Annotated in this window: 19 protein-coding genes; 10 read left to right on the forward strand and 9 right to left on the reverse strand. The window is 56.8% G+C overall.

Annotated elements, in window-relative coordinates; all coding sequences use genetic code 11:
* A partial coding sequence (locus SFLMC1_RS03805; RefSeq protein ID WP_154063904.1) for an amidohydrolase family protein occupies positions 1-333 on the forward strand: 333 nt, incomplete at its 5' end.
* 176 nt (positions 334-509) lie between these two features.
* On the opposite strand, the gene SFLMC1_RS03810 is transcribed toward SFLMC1_RS03805, so the two are convergent.
* A complete protein-coding gene (locus SFLMC1_RS03810) occupies positions 510-1,562 on the reverse strand; it encodes an aldose epimerase family protein (protein WP_152074947.1) in 1,053 nt (350 codons plus the stop codon).
* Positions 1,563-1,768: 206 nt separating this feature from the next.
* On the opposite strand from SFLMC1_RS03810, the gene SFLMC1_RS03815 reads away from it, so the two are divergent.
* Positions 1,769-2,533 (forward strand): DeoR/GlpR family DNA-binding transcription regulator, encoded by a 765-nt coding sequence (locus tag SFLMC1_RS03815; protein ID WP_152074946.1) that lies wholly within the window; start codon positions 1,769-1,771, stop codon positions 2,531-2,533.
* A 352-nt stretch (positions 2,534-2,885) separates the two neighbouring features.
* Here SFLMC1_RS03815 and SFLMC1_RS03820 read toward each other — a convergent pair whose 3' ends face one another.
* Positions 2,886-3,605 carry a GntR family transcriptional regulator gene (locus SFLMC1_RS03820; RefSeq protein WP_152074945.1) on the reverse strand — a complete coding sequence of 240 codons (720 nt, stop codon included), beginning with the start codon at positions 3,603-3,605 and terminating at the stop codon, positions 2,886-2,888.
* 72 nt (positions 3,606-3,677) lie between these two features.
* Complete coding sequence (locus SFLMC1_RS03825) at positions 3,678-4,598, reverse strand: haloacid dehalogenase-like hydrolase (protein ID WP_152074944.1); 921 nt, start codon at positions 4,596-4,598, stop codon at positions 3,678-3,680.
* Positions 4,599-4,954: 356 nt separating this feature from the next.
* On the opposite strand from SFLMC1_RS03825, the gene SFLMC1_RS03830 reads away from it, so the two are divergent.
* The gene (locus tag SFLMC1_RS03830; RefSeq protein ID WP_152074943.1) at positions 4,955-6,649 is read left to right on the forward strand and encodes a PTS lactose transporter subunit IIBC; all 1,695 of its coding nucleotides are present in this window, start codon (positions 4,955-4,957) and stop codon (positions 6,647-6,649) included.
* A 360-nt stretch (positions 6,650-7,009) separates the two neighbouring features.
* Here the strand turns inward: SFLMC1_RS03830 and SFLMC1_RS03835 are convergent, their stop codons facing one another.
* The 4 genes from SFLMC1_RS03835 to SFLMC1_RS03850 all read right to left on the reverse strand — a co-directional run bounded on the left by SFLMC1_RS03835 (position 7,010) and on the right by SFLMC1_RS03850 (position 11,224).
* A complete protein-coding gene (locus tag SFLMC1_RS03835; RefSeq protein ID WP_152074942.1) occupies positions 7,010-7,315 on the reverse strand; it encodes a type II toxin-antitoxin system RelE/ParE family toxin in 306 nt (101 codons plus the stop codon).
* Positions 7,305-7,571, reverse strand: coding sequence for a type II toxin-antitoxin system Phd/YefM family antitoxin (locus tag SFLMC1_RS03840; RefSeq protein WP_117564761.1), 267 nt, complete (start codon positions 7,569-7,571; stop codon positions 7,305-7,307). Before SFLMC1_RS03840 ends, SFLMC1_RS03835 begins: the two co-directional genes overlap by 11 nt.
* 376 nt (positions 7,572-7,947) lie before the next feature.
* Positions 7,948-9,369 (reverse strand): 6-phospho-beta-galactosidase, encoded by a 1,422-nt coding sequence (gene lacG, locus SFLMC1_RS03845; protein WP_222838024.1) that lies wholly within the window; start codon positions 9,367-9,369, stop codon positions 7,948-7,950.
* A gap of 76 nt (positions 9,370-9,445) precedes the next feature.
* On the reverse strand, positions 9,446-11,224 hold the full coding sequence (locus tag SFLMC1_RS03850; RefSeq protein ID WP_152074941.1) for a PTS lactose transporter subunit IIBC: 1,779 nt from the start codon (positions 11,222-11,224) through the stop codon (positions 9,446-9,448).
* A gap of 283 nt (positions 11,225-11,507) precedes the next feature.
* Here SFLMC1_RS03850 and SFLMC1_RS03855 point away from each other — a divergent pair, with 283 nt between their 5' ends.
* The 7 genes from SFLMC1_RS03855 to SFLMC1_RS03885 all read left to right on the forward strand — a co-directional run bounded on the left by SFLMC1_RS03855 (position 11,508) and on the right by SFLMC1_RS03885 (position 18,008).
* Positions 11,508-12,509, forward strand: coding sequence for a LacI family DNA-binding transcriptional regulator (locus SFLMC1_RS03855; protein WP_152074940.1), 1,002 nt, complete (start codon positions 11,508-11,510; stop codon positions 12,507-12,509).
* Positions 12,510-12,787: 278 nt separating this feature from the next.
* Positions 12,788-13,126, forward strand: coding sequence for a PTS lactose/cellobiose transporter subunit IIA (locus SFLMC1_RS03860; RefSeq protein WP_152074939.1), 339 nt, complete (start codon positions 12,788-12,790; stop codon positions 13,124-13,126).
* 285 nt (positions 13,127-13,411) lie between these two features.
* On the forward strand, positions 13,412-14,443 hold the full coding sequence (locus SFLMC1_RS03865) for a hypothetical protein (protein ID WP_152074938.1): 1,032 nt from the start codon (positions 13,412-13,414) through the stop codon (positions 14,441-14,443).
* A 307-nt stretch (positions 14,444-14,750) separates the two neighbouring features.
* A complete protein-coding gene (gene lacA / locus SFLMC1_RS03870; RefSeq protein WP_006234830.1) occupies positions 14,751-15,179 on the forward strand; it encodes a galactose-6-phosphate isomerase subunit LacA in 429 nt (142 codons plus the stop codon).
* A 63-nt stretch (positions 15,180-15,242) separates the two neighbouring features.
* Positions 15,243-15,767, forward strand: coding sequence for a galactose-6-phosphate isomerase subunit LacB (gene lacB, locus SFLMC1_RS03875; RefSeq protein ID WP_006234831.1), 525 nt, complete (start codon positions 15,243-15,245; stop codon positions 15,765-15,767).
* A 371-nt stretch (positions 15,768-16,138) separates the two neighbouring features.
* Positions 16,139-17,020 carry an aldose 1-epimerase family protein gene (locus tag SFLMC1_RS03880; protein WP_152074937.1) on the forward strand — a complete coding sequence of 294 codons (882 nt, stop codon included), beginning with the start codon at positions 16,139-16,141 and terminating at the stop codon, positions 17,018-17,020.
* Positions 17,021-17,072: 52 nt separating this feature from the next.
* Positions 17,073-18,008, forward strand: a complete 936-nt coding sequence (locus SFLMC1_RS03885) for a hexose kinase (protein WP_152074936.1) — start codon at positions 17,073-17,075, stop codon at positions 18,006-18,008.
* 405 nt (positions 18,009-18,413) lie between these two features.
* Here the strand turns inward: SFLMC1_RS03885 and SFLMC1_RS03890 are convergent, their stop codons facing one another.
* Positions 18,414-20,042: a UDP-glucose--hexose-1-phosphate uridylyltransferase gene (locus SFLMC1_RS03890; RefSeq protein ID WP_222838025.1), complete on the reverse strand. Its 1,629-nt coding sequence runs from the start codon at positions 20,040-20,042 to the stop codon at positions 18,414-18,416.
* On the reverse strand, positions 20,033-21,238 hold the full coding sequence (locus SFLMC1_RS03895; protein ID WP_152074935.1) for a galactokinase: 1,206 nt from the start codon (positions 21,236-21,238) through the stop codon (positions 20,033-20,035). Before SFLMC1_RS03895 ends, SFLMC1_RS03890 begins: the two co-directional genes overlap by 10 nt.
* Positions 21,239-21,307 lie beyond the last annotated feature (69 nt).

Below are 21,307 nucleotides of genomic sequence, written 5' to 3' on the forward strand. Positions count from 1 at the left end.
TGCGGCGGCATGCCCGAGGGCAGCTACACCAGCGGCGGCATGGACGTCATCATGAAGGACAACCTTTGCTGGCTTGCCGATGGCTCTGCTATCGCCGGCTCGGTGCTCACGCTCGCACAGGGCGTCAAGAACATCGTCGACTGGGGTCTTGCGAGCGCCGATATCGCCATTCGCATGGCGACCGAGGTGCCCGCGCGCTCTGCTCACGTCGAGGATAAATGTGGCAGCATTATGCCTGGCCGCGATGCCGATTTTGTCGTGTTCAATCCCGACCTTACCCTGGTCGAGACGTATGTGGGCGGCAACAGCGTCGGCAACGCGTTTGCCGAGTAGCCGCCAACGCAAGAACCCGAGAGGAACGGGGCGTATTGTCACCGAAACTGGATAGCAAGCCGGAAGCGACTGATTACGGCGTTCCGAGTTCGAAGCGGTCCATGGTTGTGGTAATGCAAATGCCCGTCGATGAAAACATCGGCGGGCATTTTTGTGCGGTATGTAACGTTGCGGGCTTAGGGCCTCATAAAGTGGTATTCGATCACATTGCTGTAGGGGTGACCCGGGCCCACAATGCCCTGCGGGAACAGCGGCTGGTGCGGCGTGTCGGGGTACATCTCTGCCTCGAGGGCAAAGCCGGCGCCCCAGCCATAGTTCGCATCATCCTTGGCATGTTCGTCGCCCAGCCAGTTGCCGGTGTAGAGCTGCACGCCCGGAGCGGTGGTGTAGTAGTCCAGCTCGCGGCCGGTCCACATCTCCTCGACATGCATCGCACGGCGCAGATTACGGCCGTACTGATAGCCATCGATGCACAGGCAGTGATCGTAGCCGCGTGCCTGCTTGATCTGCGGGTCGTCGGCCTCCATGCCGGGAGCGACGGGGCGCAGCTCGCGAAAGTCAAACGGTGTCCCCTCGACCGGAGCAATCTCGCCGGTGGGGATGTTCTGCTCGTTAATGGGCAGGTAGTGAGTGGCGTTAGCAATAAAGAAGTGCTCACAGTCCATGCCGGCGTTATGACCGGCAAGGTTAAAGTACGTGTGGTTGGTCATGGACACGTAGGTGGCGCGGTCGCTCTCGCAGCCATACTCGATACGAAAGACGCCGGTGCGCGTCACGGTAAACACGGCCGTAAAGGTGCGGTAGCCGGGGAGGCCGAGCTCGCCGTCCTCAAGCGAGGCGGTCATGCGTACGGCATTGTGGTCCTCGTCGAGCTCAACGTCCCACACGCGCTTATGCAGGCCGTGTTCAAGGTCACTGTGCAGGTTGTTGGTGCCTTCGTTGGCCGGCATATGCCAATCCGTGCCGGCGATGGTGATCGTGGCACCCGCAGTGCGGTTGGCCACGGGGCCAATGGTCGCGCCAAAGCAGGCGGGGTTGTCAAAGTAATCCTCGAGCTTATCGAAGCCCAGCACCACATCACGCACGTTGCCAGGGATGTCGGGCACGTCGATACCAAGCACGGTGGCGCCATAGTCCATAATGCGAACGCAGATCTCGGGCCCGTTGAGGGTGTAACGATGAACGGGGGTACCGCACGGCGCGGTGCCGAAAAGCTCGGAAGTGATCATTTGGTTCCTAACATCGAGGTATTTCGCACAAACTGTAGCGCGAACAGGCCAAATTATCACTACACCCTACTAAAGCAGGGAATATTTTTCTCAAAAAAGTGATGATTGAAGCTGTGTGGGCGTTCATTTTTGACACGTACGAGTCTGATACAATTTGTTCGTTATTGTTTGAATGATATGCGCGCAGAGAACGGCGAGGATTCATCGTGATTAAGGCGGAGCGTCAGGATAAGGTTCGGCAGCTGCTCGAGGAGCAGGGCACGGTCTCGGTTAAAGAGATTTCTGATGCGTTGGGTGTCTCGGATATGACGATCCGCCGCGATCTTGAGGAGCTTGCGAGCCTAGGCGAGATCGAGCGCGTGCACGGCGGCGCCCGTAGTGCGCAGAGTCGCCCGCACGCTATGTTGCGCCATGAGTATTCGCACAGCGAAAAGCGCACTAAGCATGCCGAGGAAAAGCTGCAGATCGCGCGCCGCGCCGTGGAGCTTATCGAGGAGGGTTCGACCATCTTTTTGGGTACGGGCACTACGGCCGAGCAGATGGCCTCGATGCTACCGGCGTGCCGCCTGCGCATTGTGACCAATTCGCTTTCGGTGTTTAACCTGCTCGAGGCGCGCGAAGACTGCGACCTGTGCCTGGTAGGCGGTATGTACCGTCGCCGCACCGCCGCTTTTGTGGGACCAACGGCCGAGGATACCCTGCGTGCGCTGGGCATCGATGCGGCGTTTATCGGCGCCAACGGCATTCTGGATGGTGACGTGTCTACATCCAATATGGATGAGGGCCGTATCCAGCAGCTCGCCTTTAGCAAGGCAGACTCGCGCTATCTGATCGCCGACTCCAGCAAGATTGGCAAGCGCGACTTCTACACCTTCTGCCGCCTGGACAATTTGGACGCCGTGGTGTGCGAGCCGGGTATTACCGCCGAGTATCGTGCCGCCATCGAGGAACACACGCAGGTCATCTGCTAGCTAACGCTGCAGGATCGCCAACAGGCGATGCGGGAGGACTTTTACCGCCTGCCATTGTGGGAACCAGCGCGTCAGCGCTACGCGATATGACGCGTAAATGAGGACTCCACAATCAAATTGTCTCGATCTGTAACAGATAGGGGTGAAATTACCAACCAGATGTTACAGATTGAGATTGAGAGGATTAGCCTGTGCATTCATCTCAATCTGTAACATCTAGACGTCCAAAACTGGTCTTAGTGTTACAGATTGAGACAATTCGGCAGGGTCTACCCTGTTTGTCTTGATCTGTAACAGTTAGGACTTAAAAACTCAGCTACGTGTTACAGATCGAGACAAAAGAAAAAGAACATTAGGACTTGAAAATATAGTTTTGATAAGGGATTCGCCCAGTTATAACGGTGCGGCAGACAATTGCAATTAGTTTACCTTCGGAGTTATAAGCATAATGAGCTAAATCGAGTACCGGAAGTTTTGCAACACCATAATTGCTGGCCTCGGAATCGCTAAGCTGACGTGCTCTATAGCTCTCTCGAACAGATTGGATAGACTTGGACAAGTCGTCCATGATTCTGCTAAATGACTGAAAATCTAACTGATTACTCGGAACGTGCGACTTTGATATAAAGAACGTATCAGCGCCTATGAAGCTGCCTTCAAGTTCGTAGATCAATTCAAGACGCTGAATCTCATCACGACTTTGGCATCCAAATTGCTGGAGCATCATTACGGAAATTGAACGACTTGATGTGAGGCCGCCGAAATGTTTAGTGATGGTATCCGGATCAACACCATCGCAATGGCTTGCAAAGTCAAAGTCTAAAAGTGAATTGAGCTCACCGACGCGTTTCGGTGCAACAAATGATCCTTTACCTTGGATTCGATAGATATTTCCACGACGCTCCAGCTCGCTCATTGCAAGTCGGACGGTTGTCCTGCTTACAGCGTATTCGTCGCAGAGTTCCATTTCTGTTGGAAGTTTATCGTCTGCTTGGTATACATCGACGATCTGCTTGAGCAGCGCGTCGGTGAGCTGTAAATAGAGTGGCCGTTTTTCGTGTGTATCGAGCATTGGAGCCTCAGTTTGCATGTTGGTGGTATCTGATGGTTGCCTCGGTCGGGATATAGCGTGAGCGAGGTAACTTTAACGTATCACAGAGCGGCTCAGCATGACGATCTGATGCCTGTAGCCACGAAGGGCTTGTCCGAGCGTGAAGATATTCTGGGGCAGGCAAATACCGTTCATGGAGTCCCCGATATGTTGGAGGTCTGCACCGGCTGCTTTTGCTGCAAGGCCTATTTTCTTAATGGTCTCGCTGTCGCAGGAGTCTTGACTCGTCCCGTTGGCCGCCATGACGAGAACCTTATCTTCAATTGACTTGCCTACGTTGTGGGAGCGTACATAGTCTACGATGGCGCGCAGGTCTGCTTCTTGGAAGCAGGGGACAGTGTAGGGGGCTGGCACGAGAAGGATATCGACGCCGAGGTCAACAAACTGACGCGCTATTTCGAGCGTCATGACAGGTTCCGCAACGCCCGCTCCATGCATTTTCCCGGCTATGATCAGGCCATTGAAATGCTCTTTGGAGAGTTTAATCGAATGGGCGATTGCATCGTTGGAGACGCCAGTTCCAGGGTTGCCTGTGAGGCAAATAAAGTCAAATCCGAGTTCGTTGGCCTTTTCTAGGGTCTTGGGAGAGACGCGTCGACCCATAGGGATTTCTGTACGGTTTTCAGACATTTCAGCATCATTATCAACTGGTTCCAGATTGACGCCAATGGGCCTTCCGCATGCTCGCTTCACCCAAGTGACCGGGTTTTCATCGAGATCATCTGGAATGCCGGCAATCACCGGATTGAACACATCGAGTGCGTTAAACAGAAGTAAGTCGGCACCTGCGGCGCGTTCGATTTCGGCATTAGTAACGCCGCCGAGAAATTGGGAAGAAGGTACGTTTTCCGTCATGATGGTACGTCCCTCGGAAGCCAGAATTGCCTGCTTTAGATCCATGGGTGACGTGGTGGCAAAATCGGATGCGGACATGTTCAGCAATCGTTTGGGCATTGTTACTTCCTTTGACTAGAACGATAGGCTTGTGACACTGTCTCTAATATTGTTACAACAATATGTTCAATATGTTATATCCAATCGGTAAACGGTTGCAAACTTATTGTGCAGCTCAGAAAAAATAGCCTTGAGCTGGGAAAATCTTTCTTTTATCAACTGCCGTTCACCGAATATCTTTTTGAATTCTTGACATGTCGACAAAGCGGAAAAAGAATTGGTTATGACAAATCGCGCAAATGATATTACATTTCGCACGAGAACGTATTCACATACATACGTGGATACAAACTGGGACGACGACGGTTGAGTCCGGATAAATCGTTGTGTGCCCGGCAATCATGAAAGGATGTGTTATGGACGCTATCGTCAAATTCCTTGAAAAACACCAGGCCCTCTTCGACAAAATCTCAAAGAACATTTATCTGGTGGCGATTAAGGATGGCTTTCTCTCGAACATGCCAATCGTGCTGTTCTCGAGCCTGTTTCTTCTTCTTTCGACACTTCCTGCCTATGTAGGCATCACGCTTCCGTCTGAGGTGCTGGATTTCTTTAATAAAATCTATGCATATACCATGGGGCTTCTTGGCATTATGGTTGCCGGCACCACGGCGAGCTCACTTGCCATGTCGATGAACCGCCGCATGCCTTCGGGCAAATCTCTTAACCCAACTTCGTGTATGGTTTGTGCCATGTGCGGCATGTTCTTGCTATCGGTGACGAACGATGTTGTCTCGATTGGCGGCGCAGATACATCTGTTTTTGAAACCGGCTATATGGGAACCAAGGGTTTTCTTGCTGCGTTCGTATCCGCATTCTTGACCGTTAATATATATAAGGTGTGCATTAGCCATAACGTGACGATCAAGCTCCCCAAAGAGGTCCCTGGCGCTATTGCGCAGAGTTTTCGCGATATCTTTGCGTTTGGGTTTTCAATCCTTGCGTGCGCCGTTATCGATCTCGCGAGCCGTACGCTGCTTGCCGTGCCGTTCGCCAATTTGGTATCCGCTCTCATCTCGCCGCTGTTCTCCGCGGTCGACACCTACCCTGGCATGGCGCTTATCGAGGGTGCAGTCGCACTTTTCCAATTTATGGGTATTCACGGTGCTTCGGTTGTCATGAGTCCGATCAATGCAGCGCTCTACGGCAATACCGTTACCAATCTTGAGGTTTTCCAAGCAGGTGGACACCCGTCAATTGCTCTCACGCAGGACTTTACAAGCTTCATCGGCGGTCTGGGCGGCTCTGGTTGCACGTTCATCGTTCCTATTATCCTGATCATGTTTATGCGTTCCAAGCAGCTTAAAGCCATGGGCAAGGCATCGATTATCCCGGTGATTTTTGGAGTCAACGAGCCCGTTCTCTTCGGTATGCCGATTGTTCTCAATCCCTATATGTTCGTGCCCTTCCTAGCGGCTCCTATGGTCAACGCCATAATCGGTAAGTTTTTCATTGACGTAATTGGAATGAACGCCCCCATGTATACCATGCCGTGGGCGCTTCCCGGTCCAATCGGTGCATTTCTCACCACAGGTCTTGATCTACGTTCTCTTGTATTGATTGCAGTGCTGTTGGTCGTTGACTTTGTAATTTACTATCCGTTCTGCAAGGCATACGACCATCAGCTTTGTTTGGAAGAGTCCGCAAAGGAGGCTGCAGGAACCTCGGATGTAGATGCTATTGCCGCACAAGAAAACGCCGCAAAAGCTATCGAGGCAGTAAAGAGCAAGGCGGAGCAGATCCGCGTGCTTGTGCTTTGCCAGGGTGCCGGCACTTCGACTCTCTTGGCAAATGCTCTTCGCGAAGGTGCCGCTGCTAAGGGTATTAATCTGGTTTCTCAGTCCGGTGCGTACGGAAGCCACTATGAGACGATGGATCAGTACAACGTGATTGTTCTGGCGCCCCAGGCACGCATGTACTATGACGCTATGAAGGCCGATACTGATCGCCTTGGAATTAAACTGCTCACCACAAGGGGCAAGCAGTATATCGACCTTACCAACGATCCCGAAGGTGCAATTGACTGGATCGTTCAGGAGCTGGCCAAATAGTGGATGCACTTCGTCGTTGATTCGTCGGTGTATAAAACGGCCCCGCAGTTTATTGAGCTGCGGGGCCGTATTTCGTTGAGTGTCTAATTGAGACAATGAGTGCAACCGTCGTGAGATCGCATTGGCGCTCTCCGAATCACCGACAAACTGTCTTCCATCTATGTGACCCAAAGGTCATCTCCGCTAGGTCGACGATGCAAATGGCTCTGCTTCCTTTGGGTCCGAGCGGGACGTTGGCTCGCCCTTGTCAAATCCCGCGAAGATAGAACTCGATTTGCTCGTGGTGCATGCATCAAAGAGTTTTTGATCAAGGTGCGCCTTCTCAACGCATTGATTCAAAACAAATATTCAGCTTGTGGGCTAGACCAGGCGGGCGTAGTCCTGTGACTGATGAAAGATGTAGGCGATATAGATTGTTTCGTGCTCAAACTTGTATAGACACACGTAGTTGTTGACGGTGAACGATCGGTAATTACGTGCCGCCAGCTCTTGCATGTGCGAGAGGGGACGTAAAAGCGGCTGCTCGCGAAGCAGGTCCAGCTGATATTCAAACTCAGTGACAAAATTGCCTGCTGCACGCGGATTCTTGAGGATTTGAGCAAGGTATCCGACAATACTCTCGTACTCATACCGCGCGCTTTTGAGGATTACGACGTTACAGGTCATATTTGTCTCGTATCGAAGCCGCGAAGGATTCGTAGTCGCTGTAGTCGCCTTGCGATATTTCGTCTTCTGCCAACATCATACGAGACAGCAGTTTTGCCTTGGCGATTTCTTCTTGCATGAGGCGATACTGGTCGCTGCTGATGCAGTGCATGGCCTCGTAGCCGTTCTTAGTTACGGTGACGTCGCGCTCAGACTCAACAAGCGTGGTGAATGCAGCAGTGTCCTTCATATCTCGGACGGGCACACAAGCTGACATGGGTACCTCCTTTGCGTTGGGACACAATTGTACCACGGTATATTAAAACGTCGGCGTCGTCGAATTATCTCAATCTGTAACAGTTGGGAGTAGAAAACCGAGTTAGATGTTACAGATCGAGATATTCTGCTTCGGGCTACCCGTTTGTCTTGATCTGTAACAGGTAGGACCGAAAAACTCAGCTAGATGTTACAGATCGAGATCTTCAAGTTCGGGCCGTTCGTTTGTCTTGATCTGTAACAGGTAGGACCGAAAAAACTCAGCTAGATGTTACAGATCGAGACAAACGGCATGCTCGGACCGAGCTAAAACAAAAAGGCCGCATACGAACCGGTTTGGGATTCGTATGCGGCCGACAGGGGGTACGCGGCTTAAACTAGGCCATGAGCAGGCCGGTCTCCGCGACGTTCTTGTACCAGTACGCGCTCGCCTTGGGATAGCGCTTCTGGGTCTCAAAGTCGATGTAGAACAGGCCATAGCGCTTGTTATAGCCGTTGGTCCAGGAGAACTGGTCCTGCAGCGACCACACAAAGTAGCCGTCGACGTTCACGCCGCCGTCGATCGCCTTGAGGATCCACGCGAGATGCTGGCGCATGTAGTCGATGCGAGGGGCATCGTCGATAAAGCCGTCCTCAAAGTCGTCCTTATAGCCCATGCCGTTCTCGGTGATGTAGATCTTCTTGTAGTTGGGGTAATCGTTCTTAATGCGCAGCAGCAGGTCGTACAGGCCCTCGGGATAGATGATCCAGTCCCAATCGGTGGTGGGAACGCCTTCGCGCACGCATGCCTCGCCAACGCCCTTGAGGAACCAGCGCGAGGAGCCCTTGTCGCCGGTGCCATTGTGGTTGATGTCGTTTTCGCCCTCGGCGGCACGCAGGAACTGGCACTTGTACGTGTTGACGCCCAGACAATCGTTGTAGGGGAGCGCGGCGGTCAGCGCGGCGATGTCCTCGTCGCGAACGTCGAGCTCGCCGCCGGCGATATGGGCCAGCTTGGTCGCAGCCTCCATGGTGTCGGCTGCATAGTGGCCGCGGAAGGTGGCGTCGAGCACCCAGCGGTTGTTGATGACGTCGGCCATGCGAGCGGCCTCGCAGTCGGCGGCGCTGTTGGGATCGAGGGGATACTTGGGCTCCAGGTTCTGGACAATGCCGATCTCGCCCTCAAAGCCGCCCTCATGGAAGGCGACGACAGCCTTGGCGTGGGCAACCATCATGTTGTGCATGAGCTGGAAGGCTTTGTCCAGGCGATACTTCTCGCCGTGCGGCCAGTTGCCGACGATAAAGCTGCCCTCGGCGGTCGCGGGAATCTCGTTAAAGGTAAACCAGTGCTTGACCTCAGTGAACTCGGCAAAGCAGAACTTGGCGTACTCGACAAAGGCGTCGATCGTCGTGCGCGTCAGGAAGCCCTCGCCGCCGTTCTGGTAAAAGGCCTCGGGCGTATCAAAGTGATCGAGCGTGACATAGGGGATAACGCCGGCTTTATTGCAGGTGGCAAAGAGCTCGTGATAGAAGGCAACACCCTCGGGGTTCATCTCACCAGTGCCGTTGGGGAAGATACGGCTCCAAGCGATGGAGACGCGGATACCGTTGATACCGAAGCGCTGGCACAGGTCGATATCGACCGGGTACTTGTTGTAGAAATCGCTTGCGGGGTCGGGGGAGAAGCGACCCTGAGCAGCCAGGAAATCGTCCCAGGGCACTTTGCCCTTGCCGTGCGTGCGGGTCTCACCCTCAACCTGGTAAGCGGCGGTGGCGCCGCCAAATACAAAGCCGTCGGGGAACTGCATGGGGTTGTTCATGAGTCATCCTTTCTGTGGGATACGAATGGGGAGAGGTGCCCGAACTGGGGGTCCGGGCACCAACAGAGGGAGGAAACTAGTCGAGGTTCTCGCGGAGCCACTTGATGGCGCCGGCAGGGTCGCGGGTAAGGTCGATATATTCCTTGCCGCGCGGGGCGAGCAGCTTAATACCCAGACGATCGGTGTCGGCCTTCATGTCGTTGTAGTAGCTACGAACCTGCGGGGCGAGCACGATGACGTCGTACTGATCCATGATGGCAGTGTGCTGTCCGTAGGCACCTGCAGAGGAAGCGATGTTCTCGCCAGTCTGCGCGGCACCTTCCTTGATGGCGTTGGCAAGCATGGCAGAGGTGCCGGCGCCGGCGCACAGGACGAGGACCTTCAGACCGTCGACATTCTTCTTAGTGGATGCGTCGGCGGCGGGCTCGGGCTGATCGGCGACAGGTTTGCTGTCGGCGGCGGCAACAGTCGTCTCGACGGAAGCGGTCGCCTGCTCGACAGCGGGCGCAGAGGCGTCGGCGGCGATGGCAGCGGCACCATTGGACTCGAGACCCAGCTCGGCGGCGCGCTCGGCCTCCTGGTCGCAGAGCAGCTTATCGTATGCCTTCAAGAACGGCAGGTAGATGATGGCGTCCAGCAAGATGATGATCGCAACAAATACCAGGGCGATAAGCTGGAAGTTCGTGGTGATGAAAATGCCGATGGGGGCGGGGGTGGCCCAAGGCACCACGAAGGAGAAACCGTTCATGCCCACGTTATCGATAAAGAACTTGGCAACACTCACGTTGACGCAGCCGGCGGCAACAAAGGGGATGAGCATGTAGGGGTTAAGAATCATCGGCGCGCCAAAGAGCAGCGGCTCGTTGACAGCAAAGGCAACAGGAACAATCGAGGCCTTACCGACGGCTTTGAGCTGCTTGGACTTCATAAAGAGAATCAGCAGAAGCGGCACGATGAACGTGGCGCCGGTGCCGCCGAACTCACCTACGAGCGACATGTTAAAGGTGAGGGAGTGGGCGGGGTGGCCACCGGCCAGCAGAACCTGCAGGTTCTCGGCCTGGTTGGCAAGACGGATGGGGTCGATGCCCGGCTGGACAATCGAGGGGCCGTGAACGCCGATGAACCAGAAGAACGCGGTGGCTGCCTGGATAAGGATAAGGCCGGGATAGGTTTCTGCAGCGGTAAAGAGCGGGGAGAGCAGTTTGATAAGCAGCTCGGAGAACGGAACGCCCATGAGGTTGCGCACGACAACATCGATGATGCCGCAGATGATGACAGCGCCGCCAAAGGGGATGATGTCGCGGAAGTTCTGAGCGATGGCGCCCGGGACTTCCTTGGGCAGTTTAATGGTCAGATCGCGCGAGACGCAGAATTTATAAACCCAAACGGTAATGAACGCTGCGATATAGGCGGAGAACAAGCCGCGTGTACCCATGCTGGTGCAATCGAAGACCGAAAGCTCGGAGCCGTCGAGCTTGGTGGTGAACTGCGTAACAGCGAGCAACAGCATGCTGCACTGGGCGGCAACCATGGTGGAGCCGTCGTTGAGCACCTTACCGGCGGGCATGCGGCGGTTCATGGAAGCCGTGAAGTTTTTGGCCGTAGTGCCGGCAACCATGATGCCCATGACGCCCATGGTGAAGTTGTACAGCTTGTTGCACCAGTCGGTGAGCGGCTGGGGCAACGTGATGCCGACGACGCCGGGAAGGGTGGCGATCAGCAGGAAGATCGAAGAGGTGAGGACGATGGGCATGCACCCAAGAAATCCGTCTTTGATGGCCTGGAGGTAGATGTTCCTCGAGATTTTCTCAAAGAACGGTTGATGCTTTTCGAGCATCTTTACGATGGCGTCCATAGAGCTCCTTTGCTACTTGATGCGCGATGCATGTGGATGGAACTGGTCGTCGATGGATGGTCAGGACTGCCCGGAACCTCCCTGGGTAAGGAAGGTGTTCTGAAATGACAAAGTTGTCATTTCGTTGATGACAACGTAAGACATTGTAGAAGGGGCAACAAGGATTTACGGGTGAACGGTCGATATTGTCCGGTAAACGGCTGATTTGTCAGTCGAGCAGGTAGTGTATGCTAGAACACAAAAAACAAGTGATACAAAGCCGACTGGAGAAGCGGTGACAACGATGGACAAGAAAAATGTCTCGATGAACGATGTGGCGATTGCCGCGGGTGTTTCTCTCAAGACGGTGTCGCGCGTGATCAACGAGCCCGATAGCGTGCGAGAGTCGACACGCGATAAGGTCCATTCGGCAATGGAGACGCTCGGGTTTCGAACTAACTTTGCCGCGCGTTCGCTCAAGTTAGGCCGTTACGGGTGCATCGGCGTCGTGCTGTTTCACTTGTCGGGCGGTGCCGTGGACATGATTGACGGTATCGCCGATGCCGCCGAAGAACGCGGCTTTGCGCTCACGATGATTAAGAAGTGCGCAGGGGAGAAGATGACCCTTGCCGATGCGGCGCGCAGGATGTCGCAGCTGCCTGTTGATGGCATGATCTTCAATCTGCGTCAGATGGTCGATGACTTTGATGCCTTTGAGGCGCCGAGAGACCTCAAGACGGTGATTATTACGTCTATAGAGCATCCCACGTGTTCTACGGTTAGTGACGACCAGGAAGGTGGTGCGCGCATGGCGTGTGAGTACTTTTTGAATCGCGGGCACAAGAACGTGTACTTTGTCTCTGGTAAGAAAGAGTCGCTGTCGAGTCAATGTCGTATGAAAGGCTGGCTTGCGGCGCTCAAAGCGCGCGGCATTGAGCCGCCCGAGCCTCTGCAAGGCGATTGGAACGCGGATAGCGGGTATGCTGCAGGCCTTGTGCTTGCCGATAAACCCGACTGCACGGCGGTTCTAGCCGCCAACGATTGCATGGCTAACGGCGTAATGATGGCTCTGCGTGATAAGGGTCTGAGTGTGCCCGATGATGTGTCCGTGATCGGCTTTGATGACGAGCTATACAAGACGATACCTAATTCGATTTTGACCTCTGTAAAGTTTCGCCATCGCGAGTTGGGCGTTCGTGCGCTCAACGAAGTCGTTGCAGGCCTTGAGACCCCGAGCTCAAGAAGTCGCACACTTGTGTCGGGCGTGCTGATCGAGCGTTCCAGCGTGAAAGACCTACGGGCGTGAACATAGAAGCCGTTGCTCGCCCTCTCGCTTTGACATGATTAGAGCAGCGAGAAACTTTCGTTGGTGGGCGGATCTGTTTGGCTTGTCAATCGAGATGTTCGATATTGTTCACAACAGTTTAAAAACCGTTCACGGGTAAAAAAATACCGTTCACGGCTTGAAATAACGTTATGCATTGTTCTTTTTTGTTTGAATGTTATTGTTTCGGGCATACACAGCGCAGCGCGTATGCCCGGACGCGATGCTTTCCGTTGGTTCATGTGTGAAAGGAACGCAATATGGCAACCAAAGAAGAAATCTCGATGGTTGGATTCGAGATTGTCGCATATGCGGGCGACGCCCAGACTGATCTGCTTGCAGCGCTCGATGCTGCTCGCGAGGGCGATTTTGAGAAGGCCGAGCAGCTGCACAAGGATGCGAGCGATGCGCTCATCGGCGCTCACGACACGCAGACCAAGCTGCTTTCGCAGGAGGCCGGCGGTGGCGAGATGGAGATGACCTTCATCATGGCCCATGCTCAGGATACTCTCATGACCACCATGATCCTGGAGAAGCAGACTCGCTTTACCATCGATGCCTACAGGCGCATCGCCGAGCTCGAGGCCAAACTTGCCTAACGAGCCCTCACAACCAAGTCCCCTTCCAAAAGCCCTGCCGCTACCCGCAGCAGGGCTTTTCCTGTCCTCCTCCAAGTTGCGGTGAAATAGGGACTGAATAGGGGCCGGCGGGCGCAAAACAATCTCTATTCCATCGCAACTTATCCCGAGATAGTCATTGGGGACGTTCTTAAACGACTAGTCATTGGGGACAGTCTTGGTGCGCTCCGTTCGTCCACCCGTTCGATTTTTGCTCGGTGGGTATACTTCCTTTCGCATTAAACGCCGGACTGAGGAGGTATCCAAATGCCGGACAACGGATCAATTCAAAAAAGAGACGCGCATGAGATGGCTCATGGGCGTCCTGTCCAGATAACTGAGCACACGACGGTAACCGAGCTGCAGCCCAGCCTGTCCGATGTGGTGTGCGCAAACAAAAAGCTGCAGATTGGCTTTATCGTTGCGCTCGTGGTACTGGCGCTCCTGTCGGGCTTTGTCGCGCGCCCGCATTTCGCCGATACCAAAACTTGGGACTCCACCATCGAGGTCATAGATCAAAAGAAAGGCAACGTACTGGCGCTCACGACCTCGTGCGTAGCGCTGTCTGCGGGCATTACCGCGCTGCCTGGTGATACGGGGACGCCGGTTGCCGAGCAGCTCGCGCAGCTTTCGGGCAACTTGGGCATCGTGCTTGCCGTGCTATACCTAGAGAAATATCTTTTGACTATTCTGTGGTCGGTCGGCCTGGGCATCTTGATTCCGTTCTCGCTCGTACTCTTTGCGGTGTCGCTTGGTATTCACGGGCGCTGGAGCACGAGCGCCGTCCTGCGCCGCGTGGCGACGCGCGTGCTGGTGGTTGCCGTGATCGGCATGGCGTTGGTGCCCGCGAGCGTATGGGTGTCACAGAAGGTCGATGAAACGTATCGCGTAAGTATCAAACAGGCCGAGGAAAAAGCGACCGATGCTGCAAAGACGGCTGAAGCTACGGAGAAGTCCGGCGACACCAGCTCAAAATCAAGTAAGAAAAAGTCCGAGGCCACGGAGTCTAAAAACGTGCTCGAGCAGTTGACTGATGGGGCCTCGAGCCTGGTCACGTCGGTAACCAGCGGTGCCAAGCAGATGACCGACGAGATCGTGCAGCAGGTGACCGACCTGATCGAAGGCGTCATCGTGATGATCGTCACCTCGTGTGTGGTCCCGCTGCTGGTTCTTGCGGCATTCCTGTGGCTGGGACACGTGCTGCTGGGGATTGATGTCTCCGGTCCCGCGAACTATCTGACGGGTCGTTTCTTGGGTGCTCCGTCCAAACATGCCAAGAAGAGTGGGCAGTCTGAGTAGGCGGCAAAGCGATCTTTGGAAGATCAACCGTAAGAAGGGCGGCCGAGATGCGTTTTCGGCCGCCCTTTTGTTTGTTGAATACGTGGTCACTCCGTCCACGCCGGGTCCAAACGGCCAGCAATCATCCGTGAACGGTATTTGTTCAAAAAAGAACAAAGATAAACAAATAATTGTTGCAGTCGATGTTCGAATGTGTTCAAATAAACATGAACAGTGAAGAACCGCGCATTCAGATGCCCGGACCTGAACGCGATTCAACACTTCCAAACAGAAACTACGCACCTGCGTATCTCTCAAGGAGGATGTCATGAGGGTTGTAATCGCTTCCGATGCCGACGGTATGTCGATGAAGGAGTCCATCAAGGAGATGCTCATCGCCGATGGCCACGAGGTCGTCGACTATTCCGAGACCCCTGCCGCGGACTTTGTCGATTCCGCGACCGCCGTTGCCAAGGACCTGCTGGAGCACAAGGATTCCCAGGGCTTCGCATTCGATAAGTACGGCGTCGGCTCCTATATGGCCGCCGTCAAGATCAAGGGCATGGTCGTCGCCAACATTTCCGACGAGCGTTCCGCCTACATGACCCGCGAGCACAACGGCTCGCGCATGGTCACCATGGGCCCGGGCGTTGTGGGCACCGAGGTCGCCAAGAAGATCGCCCGCGAGTTCCTGCGCGCCCAGTACGCCGGTGGCCGTCACCAGATCCGTGTCGACATGCTCAACAAGATGGCCTAACGAGAGCCACCGAGAACTCGAACTTCTACCTCAACTTGTGAATTCAGACGAAAGGACGTTCTGATGAAGAAGACCATCGCAATCGGTTGCGACCATATCGTTACGGACGAGAAGATCTATCTGGCCGACCGCCTGGAGCAGGCTGGCTACAAGGTGCTCGACTGCGGCACCTACAGCCACACCCGTACGCACTACCCCATCTACGGCAAGGCCGTGGGCGAGGCCGTTGCCAGCGGCAAGGCCGACTTTGGCGTGGCCCTGTGCGGCACCGGCATCGGCATCACCAACGCCGTCAACAAGGTCCCCGGCGCCCGCTGCGCCCTGGTTCGCGACATGACCTCTGCCCTGTATGCCCGTCGCGAGCTCAACGCCAACATCGTGGGCTTTGGCGGCAAGATCACCGGCGAGTTCCTGATGGCCGACATCATGCTCGCCTTCCTGGAGGAGCCCTACGAGAAGACCCCCGAGCACGATGCCCTGATTGCCAAGATCGATGCCTGCAACAAGGCCGACGCCGAGGCTCAGGCTGACCCGCACTTCTTTGACGAGTTCCTGGAGAAGTGGGACCGCGGCGAATACCACGACTAAGGAGGTTCCGGCGTTCTACCGAACGCCGGACCTGTCGACGCTGCGAAGCCATCTGGCGGGCAATCTGCCGCTCAGCTTCGGCGGCATGACCAAAAGGTCAATGCCGCCTTGCTTCACGGCACCTTGCCTCGCCAGCTGGCTTCTCGCTGACATTGAGGCGAGCTGTGGGGCTGTCCTTGTTGTGAGGCGATCTGGCGGACGAGCTGCTCCGATAACACTTTTGCTTGCTGAGCTTGTGTGCTTTGATTTTGGCGGTCCCGGGCATTCTGCAGTATCTTAAATGACGGCTCGCGTTTCTGTGAGGGGGCGCGGGCCGGTTTTCTATCAGCCCTATTGACTTGGCGGGCTGTCGTAAGAAAGGGAAGGCTCCTATGGAGTTTGTTCTTGATAACGGTTCTGTTCGCGTGGCACTGAGCACGGCTGGCGGATCGTTCACTTCGATTAAAGCCAACGGTCGCGAGTACCTGTGGCAGGGCGATCCTTCGGTCTGGTCGGGCCAGGCACCCATTTGCTTTCCGATTTGCGGCGGCCTTCGTGACGGCCGCGCGATGACCATGGGCGGCCGCGAGGTTAAGCTTGCCCGTCACGGCTTTGCCCGCAAGCAGGAGTGGAAGCTCGAGGAGCAGGGCGACAGCATGGTTGCGCTGAGCCTAAGCTCTGCCGACCACGCCGAGCTGCTCGAGCAGTATCCGTATCCGTTTAAAATCGTTGCTCGTTACACGATCGATTCGGAAAAGGTGGCCGTGTCGTACGAGGTGTCCAATGAGGGCACCGAGGACATGCCGTTCTTTGTGGGCGGTCATCCCGGCTTTAAGTGCCCGCTCGACGAGGGCGAGTCCTATGACGATTACGAACTCCGTTTTGAGCAGCGTGAGGCCGCCGAGCTCTGTACTGCCGTTCCCTCGACGGGCCTGATTGATGTTGAGCATCGCAGTAAGAACCCTATGATCGGCCAGAACCTGCCGCTTACCCACGAACTCTTCGACTTCGCGGAGACCATCTTTGACGTGCTCGAGAGCCGCGTGGTTACCCTGACCAAGAAAACCGAGGACAAGGGTGTGCGCCTGACGTTCCCCGACATGCCATACCTGATTGTGTGGAGCAAGCCCGAGGGCGACTTTGTGGCCGTGGAACCGTGGGGCGGCCTGTCCACCTGCTCCGACGAGGACGATATTCTGGAGCACAAGCGTGGCTGCCTGGTGGCCAAACCGGGGGAGACCGTCACCCGCGGCTTTGAGATCGAGATCCTTTAACGAGTATCGTATGCTTGGGGCGGGTCATGCCGCCCCGGAATAGGAGTTCAATATGATTTTGACCGTTACCATGAACCCGTCGATTGATACGCGCTATCAGCTCGATAAACTGATTATCGACGATGTTAACCGCGTGACGCCCGAAAAGACCGCTGGCGGTAAGGGCCTCAACGTGAGTCGCGTGCTGCTGCAGCTGGGCGACGACGTGCTCGCGACCGGCCTGCTTGGCGGTCACATGGGTGCCTATATGGCCGAGCTCATGGATGCCGATGGCGTCAAGAACGACTTTGTGCCCATCGCCGGTGAGACGCGCATTTGCCTGAATATTCTGCACGAGGGTAATCAGACCGAGCTGCTGGAGAGCGGCCCGCAGATCGCCCCGGCCGAGCTTGAGGCCTTTACGGCCAAGTTCGCCGAGCTTGCAGCGAAGGCGGACGTTGTGACGCTTTCGGGCTCGCTGCCGCGTGGCGTCGATGCCGGCTACTATGCCGAGCTCGTCAAGATCGCCGAGGAGGCGGGCGCCAAGGTGCTGCTCGACACCTCGGGTGCATCGCTGGAGGCTGCGCTGGAGTCCGACGCTAAGCCTGAGCTCGTAAAGCCCAACCTGACCGAGATTAACGGCCTGCTGGGTACGTCCTTTACGACCGATGATGTCGATGCCCTGCGCGAGGCGCTGGCCGCCGACGGCCGCTTTGCCGGTATCCCCTGGGTTGTCGTCTCGATGGGCGCTGCCGGTTCGGTGGGCTTCCATGAGGGCCACGCGTTCCGTGCCAAGACGCCCGCGATTGCGGCGGTGAACGCGACGGGTTCCGGCGACTCGACCATCGCCGGCTTTGCGCATGCCATTGCTGCTGGTGCCGACGACGTCACGGTCCTCAAGACCGCCAATACCTGCGGCAAGCTCAACGCCATGGATCCCAAGACCGGCCACCTGGTCATGGACCGCTGGGACGAGATCTACAACAGCGTTGAGGTGACGGAGCTTTAGGGTTACGCGGTTTTACCAAACCGCGTAACCAGCCGACGCTGCACCTCGGGTTCCGCCGTTCTACCGAACGGCGGACCGGCCGACGCTGCGCGGGCCGCATTTGGACAATCTGACGTTCAACTTCAAGGGCGCGACCAGAAGGTCAGCGCCCTTTCGTTTCACGTCACCTTGTCTCAAATGCGGCCCGCTCGCTGCCCGTCTTCTACTTGCGGCGTTGGCTTGCTCCGGATGCGGCAGTTATAGTCATTGGGGACGTTCTTTAATGACTAGTCGTTTAAGAACGTCCCCAACGACTAGTCGAACAAGAACGTCCCCAATGACTACTTAAAAAACGGCGCCCGCCGGCGATGTTGCCGACGGGCGCCGTTGTCGTGCGGGCTGCTGTTGAGCGTTCGGGCCCGTGCTCTACAGCGAGTCGATAAAGCGCTGTTGGGCGGCGCGGCCGGCTTCGTCCCACTTAAAGACGCCGGCGTTGTCGAGTACGCGGCCAAACACCACGCCGACCTCCTCGTGCAGGATATCGATGGCGTTATCGGCCGCAAGCTCATCGGCGCGGCGGGCAAAGACGTCCTCGGCCCAGGCGGCGTGGCTGCGGCAAAGATCGTCGCCCTCGAGCGCAGCGGCAAGATCGTAACTGGCATCGGCCTTGGCCGCCAGCAGATGCTCTCGAACAGCACCGAGCTCTGGAACCAAGCGCGGCGGTAGAATGGCCAGGCCCATGACCTCGATCAGGCCGATGTTCTCCTTCTTAATGTGGTGGTACTCGGCATGCGGGTGGAAAACGCCCAGCGGGTGCTCGTCGGTCGTGATATTGCAGCGAAGCGCCAGATAGGCTTCGTAGATTTCGCCACCGGCATTGCCGCGGGAGTCGACGCGGCGGATGACGGGTGTTACGGTGTTGTGCGCCACGCCGTCGGCTGTGTGCGCGATGACGCCCACCGATTCATCGGTCCACTCGCGCCATGCCAGGATAATCTTCTCGGCGGCATCGAGCAGCGCGCCGCGGTCATGCGAGCGCAGGCGCAGCACTGAGAGCGGCCACTGCAGCACGGTACCGCTGACCTGGTCAAAACCGGGCACGCTAAACTGCGAGACCTCGGCGGCGTGCATCATGGGGAACTCGTGTGCGCCGCCCTGGAAGTGGTCGTGCGACAGAATCGAGCCGCCCACGATGGGCAGGTCGGCGTTGGAACCGATGAAGTAATGCGGGAACAGGTCCACAAAATCGAGCAGGCAGGTCAGGCCCTTGCGGTCGACGTGCATCGGGCGATGCTCGGAGCTCATGGCAATGCAGTGCTCGTTAAAGTACGCGTACGGGCTGTACTGGAAGCCCCAGCGCTCGCCGTCGAGCTGGATGGGGATAATGCGCAGGTTCTGGCGAGCGGGATGAGCGCCGCCGTCTGCCGCAGCGGAGCGTCCAGGGTAGCCCTCGTTCTCGATGCACAGCTGACAGGCGGGATACTTCTCGCCCGTGTTTTTGGCGGCACCGGCCGCGGCAATGTCGCGCGGGTCCTTCTCGGGCTTGGACAGGTTGATAGTGATCTCCAGGTCACCCCAGTTGGTGGGGGTGCTCCACTTGATGTTGCGCGCGATGGCGGCGCGGCGCACGTAACCGGCGTCACAGCACAGGCCGTAGAACCAGTCGGTCGCGGCGCGAGGTTCGTTGACGCCCATGCGGCCGCTGAATTCCTCGTTTACAACCGAAGGCCTTGGCATGAGCACACCCATGATGCGCATGGCGATGCGGTCGCGGCCCGATGCCGTGTCCTCGGCGGCACCGTTGGCAACGGCGGCCTCGGAGAGCGCGGCGAGCGTGCCTTCAAGGTCAAAGTCGGGCAGGGTATCGGGGTGCAAGAACGAAATCTTCTCGGTCTTGAGTGCCCAGGTCATGTCGAGCGCGGGACCCGTGGCGCCGATGCACTCCAGAATGGTGTTGTAGGCCCAGATGCGGTCGTCCTGTCCGATCATCGACCGGTGGATGGCATATTCGATGAGGCCCTGCGCAGCCTCGCGCACGTCGGTCATTACAGCCATGCCGCGTAAGCCCCCTTGTCAGAGATAGCGTAATGACGGGCAGAGCCTTCGCCCAGCCAGCCGTTCATCTTGGCGATAAAGGTGTCGACCAGGTCGAGCGGCACGAAGGCCTGGATGGTGCCACCAAAGCCGCCGCCGTGGATACGGACGGCGCCGCGGCCGTCGAGCACGTGCTCGGCCAGTGCCAAGGCATACATCGAGGGTTGCTCGGAGCCCAGCTTGGCAACGACATTCTGCAGGTACATGGCAGAGCTGGCGCCGGACTCGCGCGTGAGGACCAGGAACTGGTCGATGTCGCCGGCGTTCAGAGCTGCCCAGCGCTTGTCGACCAGGCCGTTCTCGTACCAGTAGTGAACGGCGCGCAGGCAGGCGCGGTCGCCCAGCTTGGCGCGCAGCTCGGGGAGCTTGGCGTCAAAGTCGGCAACGTCGACCTCGCACAGGCGTGCCTTGCCAAACTCGGCGGCGACGTCTTGCATCTCGCGTGGAACGGCGGCGTAGTCGTCAGTGGCGGCCACGTGGTCGGCACCGACCTTAACAAGCACGAGCGCATAGCCGTGATCCTCAAAGTTGAGCTCGAGCTTCTGGGTCTTAGGCTGAGCCTGGTCCTCAAAGTCCATGTAGGCAAGGCCACCCAGGCACACGGCGGCCTGGTCCATCAGACCACAGGGCTTGCCATAGTAGTTGTTCTCGGTGCGCTGGCTCATCTGGGCGAGCGCGACGGGCTCAATGGCGGGAGCGCCCCAAAGCGTCCCCATGGCGCGACCGTACGCAGCCTCGACGGCAGCGGAGCTCGAAAGGCCGCCGCCCGAGGGGACGGAGCAGGTAAAGGCGAAGTCGAAGCCATGGGGCTCAACGCCCAGCGCTGCGATCTCGTGGGCCATACCGCGCACGAGGCTCGCGGACGTGCCCTTTTCGGGCTCCTGAACATCTAGCGTGTCGAGCGTAATCTCGAAGGTGGGATAGCCCTCGTCGGCAACACGGACCTTGTTGGTGTCGGTTGCCACAGCGATGCCGTCGACGGCGACATCGAGCGAGCCGGCGATAACATGGCCGCCCTCGTGATCGGTGTGATTGCCGCTGATCTCGGAACGGCCGGGCGCGTGTACATAGAGCACCTGGCGGTCGCCGATGGGGCCAAACTCCTCCTCAAACAGCTTGGTGAGCGTGGCAAGTGTCTTCTCGTCGGGGGTAGTCATGGAGTCTTCCTTTCTTGTTTATCCCGCGTGAGCTGGGGTTGCCGTGTTAAGTGAAAAGGAATTAAAAGA

It is taken from the genome of Collinsella aerofaciens (genome assembly GCF_901212495.1).
In the GTDB taxonomy this organism is placed as follows: Bacteria; Actinomycetota; Coriobacteriia; order Coriobacteriales; family Coriobacteriaceae; genus Collinsella; species Collinsella aerofaciens_H.